Annotated in this window: 17 protein-coding genes; 12 read left to right on the forward strand and 5 right to left on the reverse strand. The window is 38.9% G+C overall.

Annotation, left to right across the window (positions count from 1 at the left end):
* Positions 1–16: 16 nt before the first annotated feature.
* The 3 genes from ACYQ0O_RS05190 to ACYQ0O_RS05200 all read right to left on the reverse strand — a co-directional run bounded on the left by ACYQ0O_RS05190 (position 17) and on the right by ACYQ0O_RS05200 (position 5771).
* Positions 17–1927, reverse strand: coding sequence for a methyl-accepting chemotaxis protein (locus ACYQ0O_RS05190; protein WP_459891281.1), 1911 nt, complete (start codon positions 1925–1927; stop codon positions 17–19).
* A gap of 212 nt (positions 1928–2139) precedes the next feature.
* Entirely contained in the window at positions 2140–4386 is a 2247-nt protein-coding gene (locus ACYQ0O_RS05195; RefSeq protein WP_459891284.1) for a methyl-accepting chemotaxis protein, read from the reverse strand.
* A 122-nt stretch (positions 4387–4508) separates the two neighbouring features.
* Positions 4509–5771: a hypothetical protein gene (locus ACYQ0O_RS05200; RefSeq protein WP_459891286.1), complete on the reverse strand. Its 1263-nt coding sequence runs from the start codon at positions 5769–5771 to the stop codon at positions 4509–4511.
* A gap of 109 nt (positions 5772–5880) precedes the next feature.
* Here ACYQ0O_RS05200 and alr point away from each other — a divergent pair, with 109 nt between their 5' ends.
* Entirely contained in the window at positions 5881–7023 is a 1143-nt protein-coding gene (gene alr, locus ACYQ0O_RS05205) for an alanine racemase (protein WP_459891288.1), read from the forward strand.
* A gap of 10 nt (positions 7024–7033) precedes the next feature.
* Here alr and ACYQ0O_RS05210 read toward each other — a convergent pair whose 3' ends face one another.
* Both ACYQ0O_RS05210 and ACYQ0O_RS05215 read right to left on the reverse strand, forming a co-directional pair.
* The gene (locus ACYQ0O_RS05210) at positions 7034–7501 is read right to left on the reverse strand and encodes a type II toxin-antitoxin system VapC family toxin (protein ID WP_459891290.1); all 468 of its coding nucleotides are present in this window, start codon (positions 7499–7501) and stop codon (positions 7034–7036) included.
* Positions 7480–7752, reverse strand: coding sequence for a type II toxin-antitoxin system Phd/YefM family antitoxin (locus ACYQ0O_RS05215; protein WP_459891291.1), 273 nt, complete (start codon positions 7750–7752; stop codon positions 7480–7482). Before ACYQ0O_RS05215 ends, ACYQ0O_RS05210 begins: the two co-directional genes overlap by 22 nt.
* A gap of 218 nt (positions 7753–7970) precedes the next feature.
* Between ACYQ0O_RS05215 and ACYQ0O_RS05220 the strand changes: the two genes are divergently transcribed.
* From ACYQ0O_RS05220 to mdh, 11 genes are all read left to right on the forward strand, one after another.
* Entirely contained in the window at positions 7971–9254 is a 1284-nt protein-coding gene (locus tag ACYQ0O_RS05220; protein WP_459891293.1) for a bifunctional folylpolyglutamate synthase/dihydrofolate synthase, read from the forward strand.
* Positions 9255–9271: 17 nt separating this feature from the next.
* Positions 9272–11260: a PAS domain-containing hybrid sensor histidine kinase/response regulator gene (locus ACYQ0O_RS05225; RefSeq protein WP_459891295.1), complete on the forward strand. Its 1989-nt coding sequence runs from the start codon at positions 9272–9274 to the stop codon at positions 11258–11260.
* Positions 11261–11302: 42 nt separating this feature from the next.
* The gene (locus ACYQ0O_RS05230) at positions 11303–12196 is read left to right on the forward strand and encodes a response regulator (protein WP_459891297.1); all 894 of its coding nucleotides are present in this window, start codon (positions 11303–11305) and stop codon (positions 12194–12196) included.
* Between the two features lie 144 nt (positions 12197–12340).
* Positions 12341–12991, forward strand: a complete 651-nt coding sequence (locus ACYQ0O_RS05235) for a succinate dehydrogenase/fumarate reductase transmembrane subunit (RefSeq protein ID WP_459891299.1) — start codon at positions 12341–12343, stop codon at positions 12989–12991.
* A 29-nt stretch (positions 12992–13020) separates the two neighbouring features.
* Positions 13021–14856: a fumarate reductase flavoprotein subunit gene (locus ACYQ0O_RS05240; protein ID WP_459891301.1), complete on the forward strand. Its 1836-nt coding sequence runs from the start codon at positions 13021–13023 to the stop codon at positions 14854–14856.
* Between the two features lie 54 nt (positions 14857–14910).
* Positions 14911–15678 carry a fumarate reductase iron-sulfur subunit gene (locus ACYQ0O_RS05245; RefSeq protein WP_075068396.1) on the forward strand — a complete coding sequence of 256 codons (768 nt, stop codon included), beginning with the start codon at positions 14911–14913 and terminating at the stop codon, positions 15676–15678.
* A gap of 11 nt (positions 15679–15689) precedes the next feature.
* Positions 15690–16529: a fumarate hydratase gene (locus ACYQ0O_RS05250; RefSeq protein ID WP_459891303.1), complete on the forward strand. Its 840-nt coding sequence runs from the start codon at positions 15690–15692 to the stop codon at positions 16527–16529.
* Positions 16530–17069, forward strand: a complete 540-nt coding sequence (locus tag ACYQ0O_RS05255; RefSeq protein WP_459891306.1) for a Fe-S-containing hydro-lyase — start codon at positions 16530–16532, stop codon at positions 17067–17069.
* 20 nt (positions 17070–17089) lie between these two features.
* Entirely contained in the window at positions 17090–17305 is a 216-nt protein-coding gene (locus tag ACYQ0O_RS05260) for a hypothetical protein (RefSeq protein ID WP_459891308.1), read from the forward strand.
* A gap of 15 nt (positions 17306–17320) precedes the next feature.
* Positions 17321–19324: a pyruvate carboxylase subunit B gene (locus ACYQ0O_RS05265; RefSeq protein WP_459891309.1), complete on the forward strand. Its 2004-nt coding sequence runs from the start codon at positions 17321–17323 to the stop codon at positions 19322–19324.
* 101 nt (positions 19325–19425) lie between these two features.
* The gene (gene mdh / locus ACYQ0O_RS05270; protein ID WP_459891311.1) at positions 19426–20358 is read left to right on the forward strand and encodes a malate dehydrogenase; all 933 of its coding nucleotides are present in this window, start codon (positions 19426–19428) and stop codon (positions 20356–20358) included.
* Positions 20359–20413: the final 55 nt, after the last annotated feature.

Consider the following 20413-nt stretch of genomic DNA (forward strand, 5'->3'; position numbering starts at 1 on the left):
TCCCTCCTGCTGACAATTAAATGGCCATATTTTGTAACTCATCAGCTATAGAAGCAATTTCTTCTGTAGCTGCGGCCAATTCCTCCATGCCCTGAGCCTGTTCTTTGGCAGAGTTAGCCCCCTGTTCTGTAGCAGATGCAGCCTGTTCTGCGGCAGCTGAAATTTCTTCAGCGGCCTTTCTTGCTTCAGGCAGCATCCTCATAATTTCCTTAGAGGAGTTTAATATTTCACCTACTCCTTTAACTATATCGTCCATTTGTTTTATGGTGGTATTTACTGCCTTGATTGTTGTATCGGATTTTTTTACTTCCTCCATTCCTGAACTCACAATATCTGCAAGTTCTCTGTTCATTGTAATTATCTCTTCTTGAATATCCTTTATAATATCTTTTATATGGTCTGCATTTTCAGCTGCATCGTTTGCAAGGTTTTGAATATCGCCTGATACCACGGCAAACCCCTTGCCAAATTCTCCAGCCCTTGCAGCCTCTATTGCTCCATTCACCGATAACATAGAGGTCTGCACTGCTACTGTGGCAATGGTGTCCACAATTTTATCCATGTTGCGAAGATTTTTTTCAAGTTGTCTCAAGATCTCCGCATTCTCCAGAGATTTTTTCAGATTGTCCTCTATACCAGCAACCATTCTCTTTACCTTTTCCACATTATCTTTGAGCCCTTGTCCAAGTGTGGTTATCTTTTCTGCTATTGCCTCAGACATCTCCATTATTTTTTGATTTGTTCCTTCCACTTCCTTTATTGAACTTGCCAGCTCTTCTGTGGCCTCTGCCTGTTGATGGGCGCCTTTTGAAATCTGATCTATTGCAGTCATAATTTGTTGGGCAGCCCTGTTACTTTCCTCAATGGTGGCAGAGAGTTCTTCTGCTGCTGCTGCAACTTCTTCTGCATCTTTTGTAATGTCTGTGCTGTTTTTTAACTCTTCTGAGAGTTCTTCCAGCTTTTGCGTGGCCTCTTCTGTCTGTTCCATTGCAACCTTCTGCTCCTCCAGACTGGCAAGGGCCTCTTCACAAGCAGATGCCTGCTCTTCTGCCGCTGCTGCAACAGCCTCTGCCTGACTCAGGGCCTTATCTGAAATATTTGCAAGTTCATCTCCAAGATTAGCTATTTCCATAATCTCACTACATGAGTTCTCAATCTCTTGTTTTATCTTTAAAAGCTCATTGGTTATATCTTCTGCCTGTTTTAACTCTGAATTTATCTCCTCTGCTGAACCTTTAATCCCTTTTACTAGGTTATTTATCTCTTCCTGAACCTGTTTCACCCATTTGGCTATATTACCTGCACTTTTTTCTGTTTTCTCAGCCAGTGATCTAACAGCATCTGCAACAACAGCAAATCCCTTTCCATGTTTTCCAGCCCTTGCTGCTTCTATTGCTGCATTTAAGGCAAGAAGGTTGGTCTTATCAGCTATTTTTATTACTGCCTTGACTGTTTCATTGATCTTATCTGCCTGCTCTTCCAGGGTGGCCATTTTTTCCACAGCCCTGCCCTGCCTTTTAGCTGATTCCCTTATCCCTTCTGCCAGTCCTTCTATCTGTATCTTTGTCTCTTCAAGAACTTTCTGGAGCTCAATCCCTATTGAATTTGCCTTTTCACCATGTTCCTTTTGAAGTCCAACAGCCTTATTGACTTCACTAAAACCTCCCAGAAGCTCCTGGGATGCTCCGCTGGCCTGTTCGGCTCCACTGGCAATTTGATCCATGGCTTTGGTTAGTTGTTCAATGGCACTTGATGACTCAGTTACTGCACTGGCAAGTTGTGCTGTAGCAGCGGCAATCCTTTCTGCAAGTTGCTGTTGCTTTGCCAGGGTGCGTGCCCTTTTTCTTTTTGCCTCAATCTCCTTTTTGGGTAGTGGACTGGGCACATCCTTAATACCATTTGAGCTCCCTCTTTTCTTTAACGGCATAACAACCTCCTTGGTTTGGATAATTCCCAATTGATGTATAGGTAAAATTATTGTATAACACTATAATAATGTTAAATATAATGTCAACAGAAATGGTTTTTTAGGAGGAGCAAAAAGGATTTACACAGTTTTATGATCCATACCCTACTTGAAAAATATATAGATGGGCTTGGTTAATATTAATGGGCCCGTGGATGGGCCCATTAATATTTTTAGCTGTTTTCAGATTTGATCTTTTCTATTAGTTGTCTTAGCTCTTCTGCCTGCTGTGCCATTTCACTTATTGCTATGGCAGATTGATCCATGCCCTCTGAAGTGGCATCGGCGAGATTTTTAATTGTCTCAATACTCCTTGTTATTTCTTCACTTGCAGCAGATTGCTCTTCAGCAGCAGTGGCAATGCTGCGAACCTGATCTGCACTACCTTGTGCTAGCTCCACAATCTCTTTTAATACCTCTCCAGATTGCTGTACCTTTTCTGTTGCAATTTTAACTGCCTCCAGGGCCTGCTGGAAATTTTTGTTGCTGTTCTCAGTTGAGATCCTAATGTGGTTTATGTTTTCCTCTACCTCTTTTGTGGCAGCCATCGTGTTTTCAGCAAGTTTTCTTACCTCATCAGCAACTACAGCAAACCCTCTTCCAGCCTCCCCTGCCCTTGCTGCTTCTATTGCAGCATTTAATGCAAGGAGGTTGGTCTGGTCTGCAATGTCGTTAATTACATTTATGATTCTGCCAATTGCTTGGGCCTGATTTAAGAGCTCTTCCATATTTTTGTTAAGTTCTATACTAATCTCCTGCACCTTATTTATTTGATCCACACTTTCCTGGACCACTGCAAAGCCTTCCTCTGCCTTGACCTTAGTGGCGTCTGAGTTTTCTGATGCCTGGGATGCATTTTTTGCAACTTCAAGTACTGTGGCATTCATCTGTTCCATTGCTGTTGCAGCTTCTGTGATCCTTTCCTTTTGTTCTGACATGTGCTGTGATACTTCCTGTGCCTGAGCTGATAATTCTTCACTTGCAGTGGTTAGGTGTTCTACCACCTCTTCCATTATGCTTGCTGCCTGTAACATACCATTTTGCTTGGCCATTTCAGCCTCTCTTCTGGCCTTTTCTGCCTCAGACAATGCAACTTTTGCATTTTTTTCCGCCTCCAGGGCACCTTTTTTCTCTGATTCTGCTTCACCTATCTTTTTCTTTAACTCAGTGACCATTGTCTCCATTGCTTGCTGAAGGATAAAAAACTCACCCTGCAATGTTTTTCCCAATCTAAAGTCAAAGGACCCCTTTGTTATTTTTTCTGCAAAATCAACTAAAGATAGGAGTGGATTCTTTATTGCCTTGTTAAAATAGATAAGTAGAAGGATTGAGATAATAAGTATTAGTACTACTCCAGCAATGGACCCCTTTAAAGTAGCGCTCTTTTCTGCCCCTTTAATGTGGGCTATCTGGGCTTGAGCAAGTTTTTGTATATCATCCATATATACGCCCATTCCAACAATCCAGCCCCATGGCTTAAAGAGCTTTACATAAGATGTCTTTAACACATCTCCTGGCTCTCCTTTTTTTGACCAGTAGTAGTCTACGAAACCAGCCCCTTTTTGTTTACATACCTCTATCATTTCCTGGATTAGCATCTTACCCCGTTTGTCCTTTAGGTCTCCAACGTATTTATTTACCAATTTGGGATTTGGGTGGGCCAACATATATCCCTTTAAGTCATTTATCCAGAAATAGTTTCCGTCAGGAAGGCGAATTGAAGCTATTTGCTTTAGTGCTTGGGCTTGCATCTGTTTAGTTATATCCTCTACCCATTCCCCTGTTCCAATTATCCAGTTTAACTCTGGAATGAGCATAACATAAGATACCTTTAATTTTGCCTCCTGTTCCCCTGGTTTTGACCAGTAGTAACTGACCATTCCTTCACCTTTTTCTTTACATACACGTACCATGTCGTTAAAGAGATAATTCCCCTTTTTGTCTTTAAAATTAGATAGGTCCTTTCCATCTAGGGCTGGTTTTATTGGGTGCATGACCATGTAGGGGTGCATGTCATTTATCCAGATATAATTCTTTCCATGGTATCTGAAATTTTTTACCAATTCCTTTACCTTTTCTTCAATAACAGCCCTTGGCTGTCCCTGATTTTTCTTTAAAATATAAGTTATCTGGTTTCTTACACCCTCCAAAATTAGCTTTAACTCCGCTGCCTTGGCCTTTTTGAGGCTTTCTATGTCTTGAGATTTTCTGTAATAGGTATCAATCACTGAATAGGCCACGTCTACCAAATTTTTTAGGGATGACAACTTGTGTTGCTTTATGCTTTCTTTTGAACACTTGCTTATGGAAGTGGATACGTTGTTTAGTTCTAGATAGAAAATGGTCAAAAACATTATTCCCTGGATAATTAAAAGGGAAATAACAATCACCAAAGCCTTTTTAATTATGGAATTTTTCATAGCCCTTTCCTCCATCTCAGTAGTTTTTATTTTTTTATATCAAAACGCTGTTCTTTTATCAATAGAGTTGCTTGATGTATCTCAAAAATATTTGCACCTCAAAATTTGAGGATTATAGCTAGTTATACAACTAAATGGATGGTATTGGTACCCATTAGCCCTTTATTGGAATAGTCGTTTCCATACCTTGTATATAGGGATAGTTCATCATCTGTTAATTGATAATTTGCTGGAGATTTAATAATGTTATCTAAAGTATTTTTTATATCTGTAAAAAATCCCTCTTCTCCAAAAAGGTGGCTCAGATATATGTCAGGATCTGTGTTTATAATTTCTTTAAAATATGGTCCTGTTATTATTTTATCATTTGGATCCAATGACAAATCCATTTCTTTTAGATCTTTATAATGATCCGAGATTACATCTTTGATATCTGAAATAAGTCTTTTTGAAAAGAGATTTTGCCTTGTGTATATCCAGTCAATATATTTGTTAAATTCATCTATTATGTTTACAATGTATTTTAATATATCTCCATTTAATTTATTTTCTTTTATATGGATGAAATCATTAGTTGAATCCAATAAATTTAAAGTCAATTTCCCGTTTTTTTCATTTACTTCATTTGACCAGGTGGTTTTTTTCTTGGAATTAAAATAATATTCTCCCCTATGAGATGCTTCGTATGTCTTATCCAATTCCAATGTCTTCACCAAATTGTTTTCTATATCCTGTAATTGAAAGTAGTGTTCGTATCCTGTATTATTATTTGTTATTTTTAGATAAATATAGTCAATAAGTGAATTTGGATCACTTGGATTTAGAGACCTCTTTTTTGTGGTATAAATATCAGCTGTAAGACCTAGGTCCAGGCTGTTTATGACATAGGCCAATGTATCTAAAAGCCCTTTATTAGTGGATATATCAGAGTTAGATACAGAAAAATCAATACTTATAACTTCATTGTCAATGTTTATATTAAATTTATATGTGCCATCTTCTAATATCTTATGTTCTTCAGGCCTGAGTTTTTTACTCTCTATCACCTCTGATGAGGCTAATCTATTTATCTTAATATAATCTATATTGTTTGTAACCTTGTCATTTAATTGGGCGTCTAATTTGGATGGGTCTGAGACCTCGACTAAATAAATTGAGGAATTAAGCTTAAAGAATTCATATTTTTCCAGGAGTTTTTTAAATTCTTTGGTCTTTTCCATGAGGTGAGTCAGTGCATTTTTGTTTGCCCCTGTTTTATGGATAGTAGAGTATATTTTCCTTGATAGGTTCTTTTTATAGGTGTATGAACTGGTGGGGGTGGAATTAGTGAGCTCTGCCTTTACAATATAGTCATCTATTATTGTGTTGGTAATATTTCTGACCATATGGCTTTTTTATTTTAAACTATTTTTTTATAAGCCAAATATTATAATACTTGCATGAAGGTTTCAAGGGGTTAGTTTGGTTTTTGATATTTGTATAACTGGAGGCTATATGGACCCATTAGTAGTTGCACAGGTAGATTTAAGGGCCATTGCCCATAATTTAAAACAGGTGAGGAACCTTATTCCCAAGACTACAAAAATAATGGCAGTTGTAAAGGCAAATGGCTATGGTCATGGGGCGTATGAAGTGGCTAAGGTAGCCCTTTTAGAGGGTGCATCTTCTCTTGCGGTTGCGAGGTTAGATGAGGCAATTGACCTCAGGGAAAAAGGTATTTGTGAAGATATCTTGGTATTTGGATATATTCCAATATATGATATAGAGCTTGCCCTTAAATATAATTTAATTGCCACTATATTTGATAAAAAACAGGCAGATGAGTACAGATTAAGGTGCAGGGATTTGGGGTCTAGACTGAAGGTACACATAAAAGTAGATACTGGTATGGGGAGGGTTGGATTTGTGTTATCTGACAAAAATCATAAAAAACAGGCGATTTCAGATGTAAGAGAAGTTGTTGTTGCAGATGAATTTTCAGTTGAAGGTATATATACACACTTTGCGTGTGCAGATGAAGAGGACTTAAGTTTTTCAAAAATTCAACTTGAGCTATTTAATGAATTAATGGAAGAAGTAAAAAAAATGGATATAGGGGAAATTAAATTCCATGCAGCAAATAGTGCGGCAGTTATGCAACTTAAAGATGCCCACCTGGATATTGTCCGTCCAGGGATTATGCTCTATGGGCTCTATCCTTCTGATTATTTAAAAAAAAGCTCAAGTATTAAACTCATGCCAGCAATGACCTTAAAGGCCAGGATTACCCAGATAAAGGAGGTCTCAGAAGGGTTTAGGGTAAGCTATGGCTCTACCCATGTAACAAAGGGGAAATCTAGATTGGCTACTATCCCTGTTGGATATGCAGATGGATACCCCAGGATTTTGTCAAATAAGGGATCAGTACTTATAAGTGGAAAATTGGCAAAAATAGTTGGAAGGGTGTGTATGGACCAGTTTGTTGTTGATGTGACCCATATAAACGTATCAAGGGGAGATGATGTAATCATCTTTGGTAGAGAAGGATCCTATGAACTCAGTGCAGATAAAGTAGCCAGGTGGGCAAACACCATAAATTATGAGATTGTCTCTCAAATAACCTCCAGGGTAAAAAGGGTATATGTGAAAGAGAGATAAAGACCATTTTTTATTTTACCTGGGAAAGAAAGTCTTTGGGAGTTAGGACATTACCAGAAAATATATGTTCAAAGTGGCGTTTGTCCCAGGTAATTATTGTGGAAATAAAAGAGAGATGTTTTTTTGCAACTGCAATCATAAGTGCATCTCCTAATGATGTCCTTTTTTTAAGTATCTTTAAAATTTCTCTAATTTTTATAGCTGGAAATCTGGCATCGATCTCTGGATCAGGCAAAACAGATACCTGATATCTCTCCTTAAAATAAAACCATAGCTCGTTTAATTGCCTCTCATTTAAATTAAATGACAGTATTCCACAGATCTCTAACAGGTTGATAATGGTGGTAAATCCCCTTTTCTTTTTTGCTATATATGTAAGAAATGTTCTATTTATTTCATAATGGATATCCCTTTTATAACGAAGATCTATGACAAATATATTGGTATCAATTAATACTAAGTCCTCTTTCGAACCCATCTTGTAGCTTCCTCCCATCCTGAGAAATAAGGCTCTGTCTTATCTAAAGCCTTTTCAATATCCCTCCACGCATCTTTAAATGGCCTGAGTGATTTAACTGTGCCCTCTTCCTTCTCTGATATAGGGATTATAGCTGCAACAGGCCTGCCGCGATATGTTATGGTTAATTTTTCACCTGCTCTGATTCTTTTTATAATTTCCCCTGTCCTTTGTTTCAGTTCTTTTGCTGTAACGATATTTATAAAAACCACCCCCTTTTAAAGTAATTACTTTTACAAAAAGTAATTACTTTAGCTTAAAATGTCAATGTTGGATTAACTGTCTGAAATGGGATATTCTAGTTGGTAGTAACTTACATGTTGCTTTACCTTCACTTTTTTAATAAAGAAGAACAAATTTGTCTTAACCCAGGTTTATCAAAATGATAACCCTAGGTTAATATGAAACAATTATTTAAGAGGATATGTCCATGGAATATCGCTATAAAAAGGCACTTAAGTTTTTGTATTCCCTTCAAAAATATGGTATAAAATTTGGTCTATCAAAAACAGAAAATCTCCTATTAAAAATGGGTAAGCCTCAAAAGGACCTAAAATTTATCCATATTGCTGGAACAAACGGAAAAGGCTCTGTTGCCACTTATTTGAATTCAATTCTCACAAAAGCAGGATATAGGGTAGGACTTTACACATCACCCCACCTGGTCTCCTTTACTGAAAGGATGAGAATAAATTCTCAGAATATAGCAAAGGAGGATGTGGTATTTTATACAAATATAGTCAGAAAAGTTATGGATGCATCTGAACCCCCTACTTTTTTTGAGGCAGTGACTGCCATGGCGATTAAATATTTTGCAGATAAAAAGGTGGATGTTGTAATATTGGAAACTGGGATGGGTGGAAGATTAGATGCAACAAATATAGTTCAACCAATTTTGACTATTATTACAAATGTATCCTTAGAGCATCAGGAATTTCTTGGGGACACACTTGATTTAATTGCAAGGGAAAAAGGAGGTATTATAAAGGACAAAATTCCACTTATAACAGGAGTTAAACAAGGTGAACTTATTAAAATTTTAGAAGAAATATGCGGACAAAAAAAGGCGCCCATGTATGTCTTGAATAGGGATTTTTCATGTGTTGTTGAAAATGGAACTTATAATTACTTTGGCATAAAAAGAGACTATGAGGGAATCAAAAGTGGGCTAATAGGGAATTATCAAAAGAACAATTTGCCCATAGCCTTAGGAAGTATAGAGATATTGAACAACATGGGATTTAATATACAGGATAGTCATGTAAGTTCAGGGATTAAAGATGCATTTTGGCCTGGTAGGATGCACATAATTTCTAAATCTCCATCTATTTTATTAGACGGTGCCCATAATATTGCTGCAATGGAGGGATTAAAAGAGTCAATTAAAGATATAGATTACAACAGGCTTATACTGGTTATTGGTATTATGGAAGATAAAGATACAAAGTCTATTTTAGATATAATTGTGCCAGTAGCAGATCTTACCATCTATACACGTCCTGAGTACTACAGGGCAATGGATCCATATAAGCTAAAAAAACAATATGAAAAAAAGCATAAATTTGAGATAATAGATGGTCTTAAAAATGCAATTTCAAGATCAAGAGAACTGGCAAATGGTGATGACCTTATATTAATTACAGGATCTCTATTCACTGTTGGAGAGGCTCTCACTGTTTTAGATTCTGATAACTATCCCAAAGAGGAAGTATGAAGTAGTGGGATTTTATTATGCAGAGAGAAGTACAATTTGAACAATATCTTTTGAATCAAATAGAAGACCTAAAGAAGAGGAACGAAGAACTTGAGCTCCTCATAATGGAATATGAGAGGGCAATAGATGCGAGTTCAAGCTACAAGACATTAATGGAGGTTGCCCAGGATTTAATTGAGCTTAAAAAAGCACAAAATGCCCTTCAAAAAGAAAGGGATTATTTTAAAAATGTGCTGGATAATTCTGCTGATGCAATTGGTATTGTAGATGCAAAAGGGAGGTTTATCAGGTGGAACAAAAGGGCTGAAGAGCTTTTTGGTTTTAGCTTTGAAGAACTTAAAGGAAAATCTGCCTTTGATTTATATGAAGACAAAGAGCGATTAAATGAGATGCTCTCTGAGCTTAGAAAAAATGGTTATGTTAGGGATTTTGAGATAGATGTTAGGACTAAGAGTGGCAAATTTTTGCCCATGGGAATGTCCATAAGCGTTTTAAAAGAAAAGGGAAAGGTAATTGGCAGTGTCTGTGTTGCCAGGGACCTTACCCAGATAAAACAGGCACAGAGGGAGCTTGAAAAGAGTAAAGAGGCTGCAGAGGCTGCAAGCAGGGCAAAGTCTGAATTTTTGGCCAACATATCCCATGAGATAAGAACGCCAATGAACGCAATTTTGGGGTTTGCTGAAACCCTCCTCAGTGAAACAGTGAATGAAAGGCATAGAAAATTTTTGGAAACCATACTTTCTAGTGGAAAAAACCTCTTGGCATTAATTGACGATATTTTGGACCTATCAAAAATAGAGGCAGGTAAGCTCAAATTACAGCCAGAGCCAATGGATATAAAAAGTGTGATCTATGAGATGCGATCAATTTTTTGGGATAGGGCAGAAAAAAAAGGCCTTGAATTTAAGGTTGATATTGATACAGATGTATCAGATATATTTATTTTAGATGAAGTTAGGATAAGACAAATACTCATGAATCTCATTAGTAATGCAATAAAATTTACAGATTCAGGGTACGTGAAGATAAAGCTCAGCCAGAAGTTTGTGAGCCCTGGCAAGGTGGAATTGATCCTTAAAGTAAAAGATACGGGCATTGGTATCCCAAAATCTCAACATCAGGTAATATTTGAAAACTTCAGACAACAGGAAAACCAGAAAACAAAGAAATATGGGGGAACAGGACTTGGACTTGCTATTACAAAAAAACTTGTGGAGCTTATGGGAGGGGAAATAAGGGTTGAGAGTGAAGTTGGCAAGGGAAGTGTTTTTGAGGTTCATTTGAAGGAAGTTGAAATTGGTTCTAGTACCCTGAATATGGGCTCTAACAACTTGTGTAAGGACCAGTACAATGTAAAATTTGTTGGTGGTTCCATACTTGTAGTTGACGATGTGCCATATAATATTGAGGTTATAAAAAATTTTTTACACGATACAGGTCTTTTAATAACAGGCACTACAAGTCCCAGGATTGCCTATGATATGCTTAAAGATATGAATTTTGATCTGGTACTTATGGATATTAGGATGCCTGAATGGGATGGCATTTTACTTACAAAGCAATTAAGAAAGTCAGATAAATTGAAAAATATTCCAATAATAGCCGTAACTGCAATATCTATAAAGGATAAATTAGATGAGATAAATGAAGTTTTTGATGGGTATTTATTAAAACCAATTGAAAGAGCTAAATTAATAGATGTGCTAAAAAAATTTTTAAAGGTGCAAAATTGTGACGTAAAAAATTATTGTCCAGTTAAAACTACTAATATATCTGGTGATTTTATCCATGAGATAAAAAAAAGTATTGGAGAAAAAATAAGAAATATAGACGGGGTAATAGAATTTAGCGAAGTGTATAATCTGGCAGTAAAATGGAATGAAGTTGCTGATAAATATAAATGTAAAGAGGCAAAAAAAATAGGTGATGCGCTTATAACTAGTATTAATGCATGTGATCTTTTGGCAATTAAAGGGATATTGAATAAAATTAAGAAATTTATCTAATTATATAATTAGATATTACTTTTAATTTTAATAGTTAAATAAATGTCTGATACTTCAAAATTAATTTTAATTGTTGACGACAATGTTAATAATTTGCAGGTGCTGAGCAATATCCTGCTGAGTAATGGATACAACATAGCTGTTGCAGAAAGGGGAAAAGATGTCTTGTCATTTATTCAGAAAAAGATACCCAATTTAATACTCATGGACATTGTTATGCCAGAGATGAGTGGAATTGAGGTATGTGAGATACTAAAACAAGACCATAAAACCAGAGATATTCCTATTATTTTTATAAGTGTACACAAAGATACCTTTGAAAAAATAAAGGCCTTTAGGGCAGGAGGTGTAGATTATATTACCAAGCCTTTTCAAAAGGAGGAGGTTTTAGCAAGGGTAAATGTTCATCTAGAGCTGCAAAGGGCCAGACAAAAATTAAAGACCATAAACCAGGAGTTGGAGACAAGGATTTATGAGAGGACAAAAGAGCTTATAGATGCCAATAAAAAATTAGAAGAAATGAATGTAGCCCTAAAGGTGCTTTTAGAAAAAAAGGAAGAACACAAAGACGATTTTGGGAAGCAAATTGTTTTTAACGTAAGGCAAATAATTGAACCATATTTAGATAAACTTAGACAAACACCCCTTACACGGGAACAGGCGACTATATTAAAGGTAATAGAAAAAAAAATAAAAGAAGTGGTATCCCCCTATGAGAAGGGTTTAAGTCAGAGATATGGTCTTACCCCAGCAGAAATACAGATAGTGGAACTAATTAGAGCAGGAAAACCAACCAAGGAAATAGCAGATATCTTGGGTCTGTCCAAAAGGACAGTAGACACCCATAGACATAATATAAGAAAAAAACTTGGAATCCTCAATAAAAACATAAACTTAGTCACCTACCTTTCCTCCCTTGAAAGGGAATTTAAATAATACTTATATCGCTTACGCATTATATACAAATTTTTCCAGTATTGTGCTTGAATGGATTTTTGTTTAATCCTTGGGTTTATAATAGGAAAAAGATAATTAAAAGGTGTTTTTTGTTTATAACCCATAACCTTATGGAGGCGTGTTATGTCGGTAGATACCACTGTTGATTCCTTTAAAGGTCACAGGTTGGCAGGGTGGCTTGATTGGCTTCAGATGTTAACTGGCCTGACCCTTGTGTGTTTTTTGTTTGCACACATGTTGTTTGTTGGCAGTGTAATTTTTGGTGCCAGGTCCCTTGACTTTGTGGCGGAGCTTTTTGAGAAGACCTATCTTGCCCAGGTGGGTGGTCCTATTTTGTTTTTTCTTTTTTTACTTCATGGTTTCTTAGGTGCCAGGAAAATGCCCTTTAGGACAAAGGAGCAGAAGTTGATTGTGAGACATGCCAAGATGATGCGCCACAGAGACACCTGGTTTTGGGTAATTCAAGCTGTAACTGGGGCCATCTTACTTGTTATTGCTTCCATCCACATGTGGACAATTCTCTCTGACCTTCCAATAACAGCTGCCAAGGGAGCCAGTGAATTAAAAAATGGTCTCTGGCTTATCTTTTACCTCTTGCTTATAGCAGCTGCTGCGCTCCATGGATGTATTGGTCTCTACAGGATTGGAGTTAAGTGGGGAGTGGTTACAAGGGCAAAAAGGATTAACGCACTGAAGTTTATATATTGTTTGATTGGAATTTATGTTGTGGTTGAGTTGTTGATTATGCTTAGATTTTATTTTTTAAAAGTTTAACTAAAAAAAGCTTAAGCGGGGTAAGAAAGATGCAGACCTTTTATACAGATATGTTGTGCATAGGTGGAGGCCTTGCTGGGGAAAGGGTTGCCATTGAGGCAGCTGCAGCAGGGTTTGATTGTATAGTGCTTAGTCTGGTTCCCCCAAGGAGGTCCCATTCATGTGCTGCGCAGGGGGGGATGCAGGCAGCCCTTGGAAACTGTGCAATGGGAGAAGGGGATTCTCCAGATGTCCATTTTGAAGATACAGTGAAGGGATCAGATTGGGGATGTGACCAGGAAGTGGCCAGACTGTTTGTGGATACAGCTCCTATTGTGATGAGAGAGCTTGCTTTTTGGGGGGTTCCTTGGAACAGGGTAGTTCCAGGTCCTGCAGTCTATTTTAAAGGTGGTCAAAAATTTGAGGTCTATGAAAAAGAAGAAAAGGCTGGGCTAATTACTGCAAGGGCCTTTGGTGGCACAGCCAAGTGGAGGACCTGCTATACTGCAGATGGAACAGGTCATTCTGTTTTATACACCATGGACTGTAAAGCAGTAGAACTTGGAGTTAATGTCCACGATAGGGTGGAGGCCTTATCCATTATACACGATGGCGAAAATTGTCTTGGAGTAGTTGCAAGGTGCCTTAGGACAGGAGAGTTGCTGGTATATTTTGCAAAGTCAGTCCTAATTGCAACAGGTGGATATGGACGCATTTATAAGCACACCACCAATGCAGTTATAAATCAGGGAACAGGCCTGATTTTGGCTCTAGATACTGGTATTGTGCCCCTTGGGAATATGGAGGCAGTGCAATTTCATCCTACAGGGATCGTTCCAACAGATATCTTGGTAACAGAAGGATGTAGAGGTGATGGTGGAGTGCTTTTGGATAAAAATGAATACAGGTTTATGCCAGACTATGAGCCTGAAAAGGCAGAGCTTGCATCCAGGGACGTGGTCTCAAGGCGTATGACAGAACATATTAGAAAAGGCTTTGGGGTAAAGAGTCCATATGGAGATCATCTATGGCTTGATATAAGGCACCTTGGGGAGAAACACATCACCACAAAGCTAAGGGAAGTATACGATATCTGCATGAATTTCCTTGGAATTAACCCAATACACCAACTCATTCCTGTAAGGCCCACACAACACTACAGTATGGGTGGTGTTCGAACAAATAAAGATGGTGCTGCATATGGTCTCAAAGGCCTTTTTGCAGCAGGCGAAGCTTCGTGCTGGGACCTCCATGGGTTTAACAGGCTAGGTGGTAATTCACTGGCAGAGACAGTTGTTGCTGGAAAGATAGTGGGAGAAAAGATAGTGGAATTCTTAAAAGGTTATGAAGTGGATATTAAGACATCATATGCAACAGCTGAAGTAAAGAAACAAAAAGAGCGCATTGAAAAGCTAAAGAGATCATCTGGTGGTGAAAATGTCTATAAATTGCGCAATGAGATGCAGGAAATTATGATGGAGAAGGTGGGAATATTCAGAAATGAAAAAGACCTGCAGGAGGCCGTTGACTCACTACAAGACTTGCTTCACAGGAGTAAAAACCTATCACTTGTATCCAGTGGAATTGGGGCAAACCCAGAACTTGCTGAGGCGCTGAGACTTCCAGGGATGATTAAGGTTGCACTTTGTATTGCCTATGGAGCTTTGCAAAGGAAGGAGAGTAGAGGTGCCCACTATAGAGAAGACTATCCATTTAGGAATGATAAAGAGTGGCTGACCAGGACCTTGGCCACCTGGAAAGAGGGTAGTGATCTACCCACTTTAGAGTATGAACCTGCTTCAAAGGTATTCCATCTACCTCCAGGTGATAGGGGTTATGGGGAAGGAAAGGTGATCTCTTCTGATGGGGATGCACCTGGCGATTAGAACTGGGCTCAGCTTGGTAATAAATAAAAAATCACATAAAAGAGAGAGGAGACCATGAGTAGAACACTCCATTTTGAAATATTTCGTTACAACCCAATGGATCCTGATTCAAAGCCCCATATGCAGACATATTATCTAGAAGAAAAGGAAAATTTGACTCTGTTTTTGGCCTTGAATGAGATAAGGGAGACCCAGGATCCATCCCTTCAGTTTGATTTTGTCTGTAGGGCAGCAGTTTGTGGGTCATGTGCAATGGTAATAAATGGACGTCCTGGCCTTGCGTGTAAGACCAAGACAAAGGATTTACCAGACAAGATTACCCTTCATCCACTCCCAGTATTTAAGTTGATTGGAGACCTATCTGTGGACACTGGTACGTGGTTTAGGGGTGTGGCAAAGAAGATAGAAGCCTGGGTGCATACTCAAAAGACATTTGATCCAAATGCACTGGAAGAGAGGATGGATAATGATCTGGCTAACGAGATCTTTGAACTGGACAGGTGTATTGAATGTGGGTGTTGTATTGCAGCGTGTGGAACTGCCAGAATGAGGGAAGATTTTCTGGGTGCTGCAACAATCAACAAAATAGCCAGGTTTTACATTGATCCAAGAGATGAGCGGACTGATGAAGAATATTTTGAAGTAATAGGAACAGATGAGGGAGTCTTTGGATGTATGGGACTTCTTGGTTGTGAAGATGTGTGTCCAAAACAGATTCCACTTCAGGATCAGCTGGGAATAATGAGGAGAAAGATGGCAATTGCATCCTTAGGTGGCAAAGTGGGAAAGCTGTTTTCAGTATTTTCCAAGAAAAAGAAATAGTGGAGATAGTTATGAAAGTTTTCAATGCTAATGAGATTTATTCTAAGATGAAAGAGGTGATTTTGGATGCAGGGTGTAATCTCCCTAAGGATGTGGAAGGCGCCCTGGCTAAGGCATATAAAGAGGAGACCTCAAACTCTGCCAGAGAAATTCTATCCCAGCTTTTAGAGAATGCGAAATTGGCCAGGGAAAGTAGACTTCCCTTATGTCAGGATACTGGTGTTGGTATATTTTTTGTGGAAATAGGAGATGAGGTAAAGATAGAGGGCGAGCACATATCAGACGTATTATCAAGGGCAATGGTGGATGCATACAGGGAAGGATACTTCAGGAAGTCTCTGTGTAATCCATTTACCAGACAGAACACAGGGGATAATACTCCGGCGATGATCCACTATGACCTGGTTAAAGGGGACAGGCTAAAGATTCTATTTATGGCCAAAGGTGGTGGTAGTGAAAACATGTCCAGGTGTACAATGCTGGCCCCTGCTGCTGGATGGGAAGGGATAAAAGAGTTTGTGGTTAAAAGGGTGGCAGAGTCTGGTCCAAATCCATGTCCTCCAATAATAGTTGGGGTTGGGATTGGGGGAACCTTTGACTATGCCCCTATCCTGGCAAAAAAGGCCCTATTCAGGCCAATTGGTGACAGACATCCAGATGAGGACATAGCCAGCAAGGAAGAAGAACTCTTATCTGCTATAAATGATTTAGGTATAGGTCCCATGGGTCTTGGAGGTAAGACAACTGCCCTGGCTGTAAAGATAAATGTCAAGGAGTGTCACATTGCCTCCCTGCCAGTTGCAGTAAATATACAGTGTCATTCTGCAAGGTATAAGGAGGTAATTTTTTAGATGAATACATATAAATTAAAGACCCCTTTAAGTGATGAAGATATTTTAAAATTAAGGACAGGGGACGTTGTTTTGATATCTGGTGTAATTTACACTGCAAGGGATGCAGCCCATAAGAGGCTCATTGAATCAATTGATAAAGGTGAGGAACTACCGTTTCCCATTAAAGGGTCGGTCATTTACTATGTGGGGCCGACCCCTCCCCCCCCTGGAAGGCCAATAGGGTCAGCTGGCCCAACTACCAGTTATAGGATGGATCCATATGCTCCAACCCTATATAAATTGGGACTAAAGGCATCCATTGGAAAGGGAAAGAGATCAGATGAGGTGAAAAAGGCCCTTCAGGAATATAAGGGAGTTTATCTTGGGGCAACAGGTGGTGCTGGTGCACTTTTGTCCCAGAGGATAAAAGAGGCAAGGGTAATTGCGCATGAGGATTTAGGTCCTGAGGCCATAAGAGAGTTGGTGGTAGAAGATTTTCCAACCCTGGTTATAAATGATGCATATGGTGGCGAGTTATATGTAAAACCAAAAATTTGATTATGAGGAGCTTAATTTTCATGGAGAGAAAGAAAAAATTAATAGCAGCAATTTCAGCTGCCATATATATGTATTTAGAACAAGAGGCCATGGCTGCATCTATGATGGCACAGACCCCTGTGTCAGCTCCCAGGCAGCAGATCAACTTTCCAGTTACCAGTCCATGGTCCTTGGCTGGCAGGATGAGTATTATGGAGAGACGTTTTAATTGGCAGTATCGTTTGTGTAAATTTTAATCTAAGGAGTATGTTATGGTAGAAAAGCATGGAGTACTAGAAGCAGGTACCCTGGAAGATAAAGTAGAGGTGAAGAATCCATTAAAGATCCAGGATTTGACCATGAGGGATGGACACCAGTCCCTATTTGCAACCAGGGCCTACCTGGAAGATTTACTGCCCATTGCAGAGGAAATGGACAAAGTGGGCTTTTATTCAATGGAAGTGTGGGGCGGGGCAACATTTGATTCCTGCCACAGGTTTCTAGGAGAGGATCCATGGGAAAGACTAAGACAGTTTAAAAAACACATAAAAAATACACCCCTATCCATGCTCCTTCGTGGCCAAAATCTAGTTGGATATAGAAATTATGCAGATGACGTGGCAGAGGCATTTGTGGAGAGGTGTTGTGTCAATGGAATTGATATATTCAGGGTCTTTGATGCATTAAATGATTTTAGAAATTTCAAAACCGCAGTAAAAGTAATTAAGGCAAATAAGAAACATTTTCAAGGGAGTATTTGCTACTCTCTAACCGAGCAAAGAATGGGTGGACCTGTATACAACCTTCAGTATTATCTGGATAAGGCCAAGGAATTGGAAGATATGGGGGCTGATACCATATGCATCAAGGATATGGCTGGTCTTATGGCCCCTTATGATGCATATGTGCTGATCAAGGCATTAAAAGAAACCGTTAAAGTCCCAATTCATCTCCACAGTCATTTCACATCGGGAATGGCTGACATGACTATGTTAAAGGCCATTGAAGCAGGGGTAGACATTATTGATACATGTCTTTCCCCATGGGCTTACAGGACATCTCATCCAGCCAGTGAGCCCATTGTTGTTGCACTCAAAGGAACAAACAGGGACACTGGCCTTGATTTAAAACAACTTATTAAATGTGCAAAACATTTTGAACAGATAACACCTAAATACAGACATCTTTTAGATGACAGGATCTCTGTAATAGATGTGAATGTACTTCTACATCAAACACCAGGTGGTATGCTATCAAATCTTGTAAATCAGTTAAGGGAAATGGATGCAATTGATAAATTGGAAGATGTATTTAAAGAACTACCAAGGGTAAGAAAAGAACTTGGACAGGTGCCTTTAGTTACTCCAACCTCACAGATAGTTGGAACACAAACTGTGAACAATGTTCTCTTTGATACACCTGATGAGAGATATAAGATGATAACAGCCCAGGTCAAGGATTTATGTTTTGGTCTATATGGTAAAACCCCAGCTCCAATAGACCGTGAAGTACAGAAAAAGGCACTTAAAGGGTATCCAAGGGGAGAAAAGCCATTTACTGGTCGTCCTGCAGACATCTTAGAGCCTGAGCTTGAAAAGGCCAAAAAGGAGATTGGTGACCTTGCCAAGGATATAGATGATCTCCTCATCTATGCCTTGTATCCTGTTACTGGCAAGAAGTTTCTAAGGATTAAATATGGACTGGATGAGATGCCTGAAGAGATGAAGCCAAAGACAATGGAAGATGTAAAGAGAGAGCAGGAACTCATTGAAAAGGCCAAAAAAGGGCTTTTAGTTGAAAAGGTAGAAAAAGAAACACCAGAGAAGAGTGCAAATGTGAGAACATTTAATGTATTTGTGGATGATGAATATTTTAAAGTTGAAGTGGATTCTTTAGATGGCCAACCAATGATTACTCAGATGGCACCTATGCCCGGTTATGTACCACCTGCTCATCAGCCACAGCCACCAGCACCACCAACTCCTCCAAAGGCTGAAAAAGCAGCACCAGCACCTAAAAAAGAAGAGGCAAAGGAAGAGAAAAAAACATCTGGCCCGATTTCAGGCACTCCAGTAGAGGCACCTATGCCTGGTATTATAATCAGGTTAGAAAAAAATGTAGGTGATCAGGTAAATGAAGGGGATGTACTACTTATTTTAGAAGCAATGAAGATGGAAAACTCTATTACATCCCCCACATCTGGAGAGGTCAAGGAGATCAGGGTAAAAGAAGGTGAAAATGTGTCCAAGGGTCAGGTCCTTGTGGTGGTTGGTTAAATGCAGGATACGGAACTTTGAACATTAAAAGATGTGTGTATGTGTGGGTGTATGTGAAAGTTACAGACACATACACAGATCAATAAAAAGAGGAGTCATTTATGCATAAGAGGAAAAAAATCTCAATAATTGGCGGTGGAAATGTGGGTGCAACTGCAGCCCATTGGGCCGCCAGCAAGGAGCTAGGTGATATATGTTTAGTGGATATAGTAGAGGGGATGCCACAGGGCAAAGGCCTTGATCTTAGAGAGGCATCTCCAATTGAAGGATTTGATTCAAATATCATTGGAACAAATGACTATCGTGACACAGCAGATTCAGATGTGGTGATTATAACAGCTGGGCTTGCAAGAAAGCCTGGTATGAGCCGTGATGATTTGCTGGCAAAAAATACAGAAATTGTAAAAGGGGTCACAGAACAGGTTGCAAAATACTCACCTAATGCAATCTTGATTGTGGTGTCAAATCCTTTAGATGCAATGGTATATGTTGCCCATAAGGTGAGTGGATTTCCCACAAATAGGGTGGTAGGAATGGCTGGTATCCTTGATTCAGCTAGGTTTAGGACATTTATTGCAATGGAGTTAGATGTCTCAGTTGAAGATGTTACTGCCTTTGTGCTGGGTGGACATGGAGATCAAATGGTTCCTTTGCCAAGATACTCTACAGTTGCCGGTATTCCAATAACAAAGCTGCTTCCAAAGGAAAAGATAGATGCAATGGTAGATAGGACAAGAAAGGGTGGAGGAGAGATAGTTGCGCTGCTCAAGACTGGATCTGCATTTTTTGCTCCATCTGCTGCAGCAGTACAAATGGCTGAGTCCATATTAAAGGACAAAAAACGCATTCTCCCCTGTGCTGCATATTGCGACAAAGAGTACAATGTAGGAGGCTATTTTGTAGGTGTACCTGTAAAACTTGGAGGAAACGGGGTTGAAGAAGTAATAGAGATTGAACTTTTACCAGAAGAGGCAGAGGCCTTTCAGAAATCTGTTGATGCAGTAAAAAATTTGGTATCTAAAATAAATATATAGTGGAATGAACAAAAGGGCCCATATTATATGGGCCTTAAAAATTTTTAGTGGGGGC

Source organism: Desulfothermus okinawensis JCM 13304 (assembly GCF_054654515.1).